8 protein-coding genes are annotated in these 9,465 nt (G+C 66.6%); 6 read left to right on the plus strand and 2 right to left on the minus strand.

Annotated elements, in window-relative coordinates:
* The first annotated feature begins 28 nt into the window (after positions 1–28).
* From atpD to HLH35_RS18745, 3 genes are all read left to right on the plus strand, one after another.
* Positions 29–1,504, plus strand: coding sequence for a F0F1 ATP synthase subunit beta (gene atpD, locus HLH35_RS18735; protein WP_182980590.1), 1,476 nt, complete (start codon positions 29–31; stop codon positions 1,502–1,504).
* A 31-nt stretch (positions 1,505–1,535) separates the two neighbouring features.
* Complete coding sequence (gene atpC / locus HLH35_RS18740) at positions 1,536–1,958, plus strand: ATP synthase F1 subunit epsilon (protein ID WP_182980591.1); 423 nt, start codon at positions 1,536–1,538, stop codon at positions 1,956–1,958.
* Positions 1,959–2,272: 314 nt separating this feature from the next.
* Complete coding sequence (locus HLH35_RS18745) at positions 2,273–4,738, plus strand: ABC transporter permease (RefSeq protein WP_182980592.1); 2,466 nt, start codon at positions 2,273–2,275, stop codon at positions 4,736–4,738.
* Positions 4,739–4,819: 81 nt separating this feature from the next.
* Here the strand turns inward: HLH35_RS18745 and queF are convergent, their stop codons facing one another.
* Positions 4,820–5,299 carry a preQ(1) synthase gene (gene queF / locus HLH35_RS18750; protein ID WP_182980593.1) on the minus strand — a complete coding sequence of 160 codons (480 nt, stop codon included), beginning with the start codon at positions 5,297–5,299 and terminating at the stop codon, positions 4,820–4,822.
* Positions 5,300–5,439: 140 nt separating this feature from the next.
* Between queF and rnd the strand changes: the two genes are divergently transcribed.
* A complete protein-coding gene (gene rnd, locus HLH35_RS18755) occupies positions 5,440–6,621 on the plus strand; it encodes a ribonuclease D (RefSeq protein ID WP_182980594.1) in 1,182 nt (393 codons plus the stop codon).
* A gap of 151 nt (positions 6,622–6,772) precedes the next feature.
* Entirely contained in the window at positions 6,773–7,456 is a 684-nt protein-coding gene (locus HLH35_RS18760; RefSeq protein ID WP_182980597.1) for a GcrA family cell cycle regulator, read from the plus strand.
* Positions 7,457–7,603: 147 nt separating this feature from the next.
* Here the strand turns inward: HLH35_RS18760 and HLH35_RS18765 are convergent, their stop codons facing one another.
* Entirely contained in the window at positions 7,604–8,287 is a 684-nt protein-coding gene (locus HLH35_RS18765) for a bactofilin family protein (protein ID WP_408870145.1), read from the minus strand.
* A gap of 442 nt (positions 8,288–8,729) precedes the next feature.
* Between HLH35_RS18765 and HLH35_RS18770 the strand changes: the two genes are divergently transcribed.
* Positions 8,730–9,465: adenosine kinase (locus HLH35_RS18770; RefSeq protein WP_182980596.1), on the plus strand; the 736-nt coding region annotated here is incomplete at its 3' end.

Consider the following 9,465-nt stretch of genomic DNA (forward strand, 5'->3'; position numbering starts at 1 on the left):
CGCTTCCCTCGTCGCAGGAGCTGACCCCATGTCGGAAACCACAGTAAACGAGGCTCCTGCCGCCACGCAGGGCCAGTCCAGCAACATCGTCGGCCGCGTGACGCAGGTGCGCGGCGCCGTTGTGGACGTGCAGTTCGAAGGCACGCTGCCGCACATTCTCGACGCGCTGCATGTCACCTTCAACGGCCAGACGGTCGTGCTGGAAGTGGCGCAGGAGATCGGCGAGCATGAAGTGCGCTGCATCGCCATGGACTCGACCGACGGCCTGACCCGTGGCGCCGAGGTCGTTGCGACCGGCGGCCAGATCACGGTGCCGGTCGGCCCCGGCACGCTGGGCCGCATCCTGAACGTGATCGGCGAGCCGATCGACGAGCGTGGCCCGGTGGCCTCGACCAAGCGCTACCCGATCCACCGCAAGGCGCCGTCCTTCGAAGAGCAGGCGGCCGCGACCGAGATCCTGGTCACGGGCATCAAGGTCGTCGACCTGCTGTGCCCGTACCTCAAGGGCGGCAAGATCGGCCTGTTCGGCGGCGCCGGCGTGGGCAAGACCGTCATCATCCAGGAACTGATCAACAACATCGCCAAGGCCCATGGCGGCGTGTCGGTGTTTGCCGGCGTCGGCGAGCGTACCCGCGAGGGTAACGACCTGTATTACGAAATGCAGGACGCGGGCGTGATCAAGCTGGGCGAGAACACGACCGAAGGCTCCAAGGTGGCGCTGGTCTATGGCCAGATGAACGAGCCGCCGGGTGCGCGCGCGCGCATCGCGCTGTCGGGCCTGTCGCTGGCCGAGTATTTCCGTGACGAGGAAGGCCAGGACGTCCTGTTCTTCGTCGACAACATCTTCCGCTTCACGCAGGCGGGTGCCGAGGTTTCGGCGCTGCTGGGCCGTATCCCCTCGGCCGTGGGTTACCAGCCGACGCTGGCCACCGAGATGGGTGCCCTGCAGGAGCGCATCACCTCGACCAAGAAGGGCTCGATCACCTCGGTGCAGGCCGTCTACGTGCCGGCCGACGATCTGACCGATCCGGCGCCTGCCGCGACCTTCGCCCATCTGGATGCGACCACGGTGCTGAACCGTTCGATCGCGGAAATGGGCATCTATCCGGCCGTCGATCCGCTGGATTCGACCTCGCGCTCGCTCGATCCGAAGATCGTCGGCGAGGAGCATTACCAGGTGGCGCGCGACGTGCAGCGCATCCTGCAGACCTACAAGTCGCTGCAGGACATCATCGCCATCCTGGGCATGGACGAGCTGTCCGAGGACGACAAGCAGTTGGTGGCGCGTGCGCGCCGCATCCAGCGCTTCCTGTCGCAGCCGTTCCACGTGGCCGAAGTCTTCACCGGCGCGCCGGGCAAGCTGGTCTCGCTGGAAGATACGGTGCGCTCGTTCAAGGCGATCGTGGCCGGTGAATACGACCACCTGCCCGAGGGCGCGTTCTACATGGTCGGTTCGATCGAAGAAGCGGTCGCGAAGGCCGAGAAGATGAAGGAATCGGCCTGAACGGCCGACGCCCGCGCAAGGAAGACAGCCCATGCCGATTGAGGTCGAGATCGTCAGCCCGGAGAAGGTTCTCTTCTCGCGCGCTGTCGAGATGGCGGTGATTCCGGGCCTGGAGGGCGATATCGCCGCCATGCCCGATCGTGCGCCGATGATGCTGCTGCTGCGCGGCGGTGTGGTCGAACTGTATGAGAACGGGGCGGTGACGGACCGGTTCTTCGTGGCCGGCGGTTTCGCCGACATGACGGCCACCCGTTGCACCATCCTGGCCGACCAGGCGATTGCACTGGCCGACCTGTCGGTGGCCGATGCCGAAAAGCGGCTTGCCGGGCTGGAGGCGTCGTACGACGCCGCCGACAAGATGGACGTGCCGGCGCTGGATCTGCTGATGGCGAAGATGCAGTCCGCCCGGGCGGAGATCGAGGCTGCTGGTGGCGAGGCCGTGAAGGCGGCTTAAGCTTTCTTCAGCGGACCGGTTTTATGTGGGACGCCCCCGGCTCTTTGAGTCGGGGGCGTTTTGCGTTCTTTTTTGGAAAAAAGAACCAAAAAATTTTGATCCGGCCGGGATGCGGTGCCTGGGCTCCCGGGCCTGTCGATCAGGGGCGGCGCTGGTCCGCGAGCGATGGTTTGACATGACGTTCACGGTGTCCATTTCCGGTCAATGTGTCCGGGAACGGACATGCGGGTGAGGGAGGTCTCAAAAAGACCCGTATTTTCAATGGGGAAAAGCCCGAACGTTTCGCGATATCCTGTGACCATGAAGCTGACGTGGTGACCGAGGGATCTATGAGCGCGACCCAACTTGCCATCCAGAGTCTCCGCAGTCTCTGGCGTACCTTCCGCCATCGTCCGACTTTCCTGCTGATCAATGCCTGCGGTCTCGCGCTCGGGCTGGCGACCTTTCTCGTCCTCGCGAGCATTGCCCGTACGGAGTTCTCATATGATGCGTGGATTCCCGATACGACGAATATCGTGCGGATCGACACCGCGTATGGTCGTCCAGGGGCGACGTTGTCGGAATTCCAGCAGACGCCCTACCGTCTGTTTTATGGCCTGGAGGCGTCCATTCCTGAAATCGCGGCGGCGAGTCGCTACGCGCCGACTGCCGCGACGGTCATGCTGCATGGCGCGTTCCGGAACGAGATTATTCATTTTGTCGACCCGGATTTCCTGAAGATCCTTCGATATCCGTTGCTTGTTGGTGATGCGCAGGCCTTGTCACGTCCCGACGGTGCGGTGCTCTCGGCCGAGATCGCTCAACGCTATTTCGGTTCCGCCCAGGCATCGATCGGGCAGATCCTGGATTTCAATATCGACGGGCACGCGATGCGTATGATGGTCCGCGGTGTGCTCGCGCGCCTTCCCCGTGCCACGACGGCGCGTCCGGATATTCTGTTGGCCATGCCGGACTGGACCCGCGGAACCGAACTTTACAAGCAATGGGGAATGACGGACGGGGCACTTTATCTGCGCCTTCGCGGGAAGGAGGACAGGCCTGCCCTGATGCGGGATATGGTGGCGTTCATTCATGGTCACGCGCAGGATTTCCCCGGTGGGACCGATGCGATCCATGTACGGGCGGTCGCACTCTCCGAACAGCATGCGCGCGGCGACCGGATCGAGACCGGCGGGTTTCGCCGGAAAGAGGCGATCGCCCTTGCCATCACGGGATTGCTGGCTCTGACCGCCGCGATCATCAACGCGCTCAATCTTCTGACGGCGCGTGCCCTTCTCCGTGGCCGTGAAATCGCGATGCGCAAAGTGCTGGGAGCCAGCCCCGTGACGCTCGCGGGCGAAGCGCTTCTCGAGGCGATGGCACTGGTGGCAATCGCGGCGGTTCCGTCCATGGCCCTGGTCGAAATCGGCCTGCCCGTCGTGGATACGCTTGGGGGCTGGGCGGCCGAACCTGCTTATCCATGGCTGCTCGGCCTCACCGCCGGGGCGATCGTGCCGACGGGCTTCCTTGCCGGTGCCTACCCCGCCATTGTCCTGAGCCGCGTCAGGGTAGGCACCGTGCTCGCGGCATCGCGCATGCCGGGGCTCGGTCGCATGGGGGCGCTGCTTCGCGCGGTGCTCGTGATGGTGCAGTTCGTGTTCGCTGTGGGATTGAGTATCTGTGCATTGACCGTCATGGAACAGGCGAAGCTGGAAGCGACGGCCGCACGCGGCTTTTCGACCCCGGGGCTCGTCACGGTCGGCATACTCGACCCCATTCCGCTCGGCCGGCGTCAGGCGATGCTGGACGCCATGGCGGCCGTGCCGGGGGTGAAAGCCGTTACGACGGCCTGGACCCTGCCCGGCGGACAGGGCTTTGCCAGCGGTAGCACGGTCAGGCTTGAGGGGGCGGCGGGGCAGGATATTCCGGTTGCCTGGCAACTTGTCGGGCCGCGCTATGCCGAAACCCTTGGCATCCGCCTGCTTGCCGGACGTCTGTTCGACAACGCGCACCGGCTGGACGACGACGCGGCGGGACACGATTATCCGCACGACAACGCTGCCCGCAATGTCCTGATCGACGCAAATCTGGCGCGGCGGCTGGGCTTTGCCGCGCCGGCGGACGCGCTCGATGCCCGGATCAAGTTCGGCGACGGGCCGGCGCGTCCGCTGATCGTGGTCGGCGTGCTTGACAATATCCGGCTCGGTTCAGCGCGGGACGCGACCGAACCGGCGCTCTATTTCTATGATACGGCACCGTTCGCGTATTCTTCCGGCCTGATCCGCGTGCAGGGGCGTCCGATCCGGGATGTCATCGCCGATCTGGGACGAGTCTGGCACGGTCATGTGCCCGATCTCGTCTTCACTCCGACCACGATCGATACGATGCTGAACGACGCCGCCACTCCCGAACGCGCGCTTGGTCAACTCATGCTGATGGGTACGGTCATTGCGATCGCCATCGCCGTGATCGGGATCTATGGCCTCGCCTCTTTCGATGCTGCCCGTCGAAGCTTCGAAATCGGCATTCGCAAGACGCTGGGAGCAACGGCCTTCAGCGTTATGGCGCTGACTCTCATGCGCTTCCTGCGTCCGGTCTGGCCCGCGTGCCTGATCGGATCGGCGACAGCCTTTCTCGTCATGCGCGGCTGGCTCGCGGGATACGACCTGCGGACGGCACTGACGCCCGTGCCGTTTCTGCTGTGCTCGTTTACGACACTCGTCCTGTGTATTCTGATCATCGGTGCCCAGACGTGGCGTCTCGCCCGCATGGCTCCGGCAAAAGCCATACGGCATAATTGAGAAAATCCGGTTTCCACGGGCCGGTCACGTACGGACTTTCCGGTTTTCGGTGCGGTCGGGGGCAGGCGGAACAGGAGGCGCTCAACCCCGCCCGCGATACCCGGGCACATCCTGCGCGGGAATCCATACATCGGCCGGTGGGGCGCCGGTCTGCCAGAAGACGTCGATGGGCATGCCGCCGCGCGGATACCAGTAGGCGCCGATGCGCAGCCAGACCGGGGAGAGCAGGTCGACCAGGGTGGTGGCGATCTGGACCGAGCAGGCTTCGTGGAAGGCGCCGTGGTTGCGGAAGCTGGTCAGGAACAGTTTGAGCGACTTGCTTTCCACGATCCACTGATCGGGCACGTAGTCGATGACCAGGTGGGCGAAGTCCGGCTGGCCGGTGACGGGGCAGAGCGAGGTGAATTCCGGCGCGGTGAAGCGGACCAGGTAGCGCCGGTCGCGATAGGGGGCGGGCACGCGCTCCAGCGTCGCTTCCTCGGGGCTGGCGGGCTGGGCGGAGGCGCGGCCCAGTTGCGTCAGGGCCTGGGTGCCGTCGTCCGGCGGGGTGGATGCGCTCACGTCGAAAGGTCCTTGCGGTGCAGGGCTGTGGAAACCGGGTGATGTCAGAGCCGCCTTTCCTGCGTCAAGCGGCGCTTTTCCCCCGTGGGGGCTTTCGTGGGTGCTTTCGCACCGGCATGGGCCCATGATAACAGGACCGGATGGCGCGTGCACTCAAGGCGGATTTTTCCGCTCCTGTCCTGATGACCTCCACTGACGAACTGGTTGCGGTCGTCGAACGATTGCGGCGCGAGCCGTTCGTGACGATCGATACCGAGTTCGTCCGCGAACGGACCTATTGGCCCGAGCTGTGCCTGGTGCAACTGGCCGGCGAGCATGACGTGGTGGTGGTGGACACGCTGGCGCCCGGCTTGGACCTGGCGCCGCTGGGGGAACTGCTGGACGACCCGGCGGTGACCAAGGTGTTTCATGCCGCGCGGCAGGACCTGGAGATTTTCCTGCATCTGTTCGACCGGCTGCCGGCGGCGCTGTTCGATACCCAGGTGGCGGCGATGGTGGCCGGTTATGGCGACCAGGTCGGGTATGACAATCTGGTCTCGTCGCTGACGGGGGCGCATATCGACAAGGCGCATCGGTTTTCGGACTGGGCGGCGCGCCCGCTGTCGCCGGCGCAGATTGCCTATGCCGCCGCCGACGTGACGTATCTGCGCACCGTCTACCAGCTTCTGCGCGAGCGGCTGGAGCAGGAAGGGCGCATGGAGTGGGTGGCGGCCGAACTGGCGGTGCTGACCCGGCCCGAGACCTTCCGCCCCGATCCCGAGACCTTGTGGGAGAAGATGCGCCCGCGCACCAGCAACCGGCGCATGCTGGGCGTGCTGCGGGCCATTACCGCGTGGCGCGAGCTGGAAGCCCAGCGGGTGAACGTGCCGCGCCAGCGGCTGCTGAAGGATGAGAGCCTGCTGGAGATCGCGGCCACCGGGCCGGCCGATGCCGATGCGCTGGCCCGGGTGCGCGGTGTCTCGCGCGGGTTTGCCGAGGGGCGGAGCGGGGCCGGGCTGCTGGAGGCCATTGCGGCCGCGCATGCGCTGCCCGATGCGTCCTTGCCGCGCCAGAGCAAGGGCAAGGATGGTCCGCGCCCGTCGCCGGCGCTGGTTGCGCTGTTGAAGGTGCTGCTGGCGGCGTGCTGCGAGGAGCATGATGTGGCGCCGCGCCTGGTGGCGTCGTCGGAGGATATCGACCGGCTGGCGATGGACGCCGAGCCCGACCTGCCGCTGTTGCAGGGATGGCGGCGGGTGGTGTTCGGCGAGGATGCGCTGGCGCTGAAGGCGGGCACCATGCTTTTGGGTGTGGATGGGACGCGGATTCGCCGCGTTTCGACCTGAACGCCCCCGAATGCGGACTCACCGGTTTTCCCCCGGGTTGTGAACAGGTTACTCCCAGCCTTGTCCACAAGATTTTGTGGTGGGAAGGTTGAGTCCACCACAAGATAAGCCTAATTTCCGGCTGTCCTTCGTCAGGAGAGATGGCATGGCTATGGAATGGACCGAGGAGACGATCGCCCGTCTGCGCGAGCTTTGGCAGCAGGGGTTGTCGACGGCCGAGATCGGCCGCCAGCTTTCGGTGACGAAGAACGCGGTTGTGGGCAAGGCGCATCGCCTCGGCCTGCAGGCGCGTCCGTCACCTATTCGCAGACCGCCGGCTTCGGCCCGCGCGGCGGAGTCGGCCGGGGCGGTTGCGCCGACCCCGGAACCCGTTGCCGTCGCCCCGGCGCCGGTCGCATCACCCGTTTCGCCGGCGGCACCGGTCGCGCCCGTTGCGGTGGCGCCGCAGGCGGCCGCGCCCGTGGCACCCGTTATGGCGCCTGTCGCGCCGCGTGTGGCCGAGGCCGCGCCGTCCGTGGCCCCGGTCCGGCAGGCGGAGCCCGCGCCCCGGGCGCCGGTTCGTGCCGAACCCGAAACGGTGGCTGCGGTGGCGCCCCCGCCGCCCGTGGCCACGCCTGCCGTCTCGCGGCCCGAAACGCCCCGGGCGCCGCTGCGTGCGGTGTCCAGCCCCGCGCCGCGGCGCAGCGGCCTGAGCTGCTGCTGGCCGCTGGGCGATCCGGGCACGCCGGGCTTTCATTTCTGTGGGGCGACGCCTGTTCCGGGCAAGCCCTACTGCTCGGAGCATGCGCAGCTGGCCTATGTGAAGCTGCGCGACCGGCGGGATAACGTCGCCTGACGCGCTGCCTTCAACGGGAATATTTATGAAAAAACGCCGCGGATCATGCGATCCGCGGCGTTTTTTTTGGCGTTCTGGGAACGGCTGAGGAAAGCCGGTCTGGAAATGTAAGCGGGCGCGGCTCCGAAGAGCCGCGCCCTGCCTGGTTCAGTCGGCCGGGGTTTCTTCCGGGGCGGCGGGCGCCGCGACCGGAGCCGGGGCCTCGGGGGCCGGGGCGGCGCCGGTGATCATTTCCAGATGGCCGCTGACCTGGCCGCCATCCTCGACCTGCAGGCGGCGGCACTTCGCCTTGCCCAGCAGGCGCCCCGAGGAGCGGATGGTCAGGCTGCCGCGCACGGTCAGCGTGCCGTCGATGGTGCCGGCCAGATCGGCGTCCTCGACTTCGATCTCGCCACGGAACATGCCGCCATGGGCGACCTGGAGTTCGTGCGCGTTGATCATGGTCGATTCCACCGTGCCCTCGACGACCAGGCGCTCGGCGTCCTGGATCGAGCCCTGGACGCTGATCCCGCGCCCGACCACCAGCGTGCGGCGATCACTGGTGTCCTTGCGGGGGGCCGGCGCCTGGCCGGGGCGGCCGGGCGGCTGGGCGGCGCCGGGAGGAGCGGTCGGGGCGGGCGGGAAGGGGGAGCGGGCCATCGGGGCGGTCTCCTTGGACGACTGGGAGGGAGGGGTGGCGGCGCCGGCCGGCGAAGTGCCGGGGCGGACGGGAACGGCGCCGGCGGGCGGCGGCGGGAACGTCGTCTGCGGGCTGGTCGGCCGGCCGGATGGCGACGAGGTGCCGGCGGGCGGTGTTTCGTCTTCTGGCTTGCGTTTCTTGAACAAAAGCATACCCCGCTGCTGTCGAAGGTGAAGCCGCGCATGGCCCGGCGGTCTGAACACGGGTGTTTCCCGGCCATGCTCCGGAAAACCGGTGTCTGGAACGATTAAGGATTACACGCGCGAGTGATGCCGGAAAAGCGGGAAGCCGCAATTTTACGAACAAGACATGCTGGCATTGCGACCCCGCCGCCCCGGTGTTAGAGCCCGACCGCAAATGCGCTCTGGCGGCGATCCGACGCGCGTTTCCTGCGCTTCGGTGCTCACGGCCATCAAGGCCGCTCCGCTCCGATGCTCGGAAACACACGACGGGCGCAGCCCTTCGGGCCGCTCTCGCTCCCCAGCGCGTATTTGCGGTCGGGCTCTTGGTGAAGGGCTGTCTGTACGATGATTTTGGTGATTTGATGGCGCGCCGGCCCGGCAGTTTCGCCGGCCCGCGCGGGAGAGAGATGGAATGTCTGTGACGGGTGCCGGCAGTGCGGCCGAATGCCGCTTCGATCTGCTGGGGATCGGCAATGCGATCATTGATGTTCTGGCCCCGGTCGAGCCGGATTTCCTGGCCGAGCATGACATGATTCCCGGCAGCATGATGCTGATCGATGCCGAGCGGGCCGAGAAACTCTATGGGCTGGTGCGGCGCGAGCGCGAGATGGGCGGCGGATCGGCCGCCAATACCTGCGTGGTGGCGGCCAATATGGGCGCGCGCGTGGCCTATCTGGGCAAGGTGGCGGACGATGCGCCGGGCCGCAATTTTGCCGCCGACCTGCAGCAGTCGGGCGTCTATTTTCCTTCCTCGTTCCTCGACGGGCATGCGGGGCGCGTGCAGCCGACGGCGCGCTGCCTGGTGATGGTGACGCCGGACGGCCAGCGGACGATGAACACCTATCTGGGCGCATGCGTCACCTTCGGGCCCGAGGACGTGCTGGCCGAATTGGTGGCCAGCGCGCATGTGACCTATCTGGAAGGTTATCTGTTCGACCCGCCGCATGCGCAGGAGGCCTTCCGCCAGGCGGCGTCGCTGGCCCATGCGGCCGGGCGGCGGGTGGCGCTGTCGCTGTCCGACCCGTTCTGCGTCGCGCGGCATCGCGATGCCTTCCGCGAGCTGGTGCACGGGCATATCGACATCCTGTTCGCCAACGAGGAAGAAATCTGCTCGCTCTACCAGACCGAGGATTTCACCACGGCGATGA

Source organism: Gluconacetobacter asukensis (assembly GCF_014174375.1).
Lineage (GTDB): Bacteria > Pseudomonadota > Alphaproteobacteria > Acetobacterales > Acetobacteraceae > Gluconacetobacter > Gluconacetobacter asukensis.

Bases quoted from the DNA above. Each gene is read 5' to 3' on its own strand.
- atpD (WP_182980590.1), top strand. From the start codon at position 29: ATGTCGGAAACCACAGTAAACGAGGCTCCTGCCGCCACGCAGGGCCAG.
- atpC (WP_182980591.1), top strand. From the start codon at position 1,536: ATGCCGATTGAGGTCGAGATCGTCAGCCCGGAGAAGGTTCTCTTCTCG.
- rnd (WP_182980594.1), top strand. From the start codon at position 5,440: ATGGCGCGTGCACTCAAGGCGGATTTTTCCGCTCCTGTCCTGATGACC.
- HLH35_RS18760 (WP_182980597.1), top strand. From the start codon at position 6,773: ATGGAATGGACCGAGGAGACGATCGCCCGTCTGCGCGAGCTTTGGCAG.
- HLH35_RS18765 (WP_408870145.1), bottom strand. From the start codon at position 8,287: ATGCTTTTGTTCAAGAAACGCAAGCCAGAAGACGAAACACCGCCCGCC.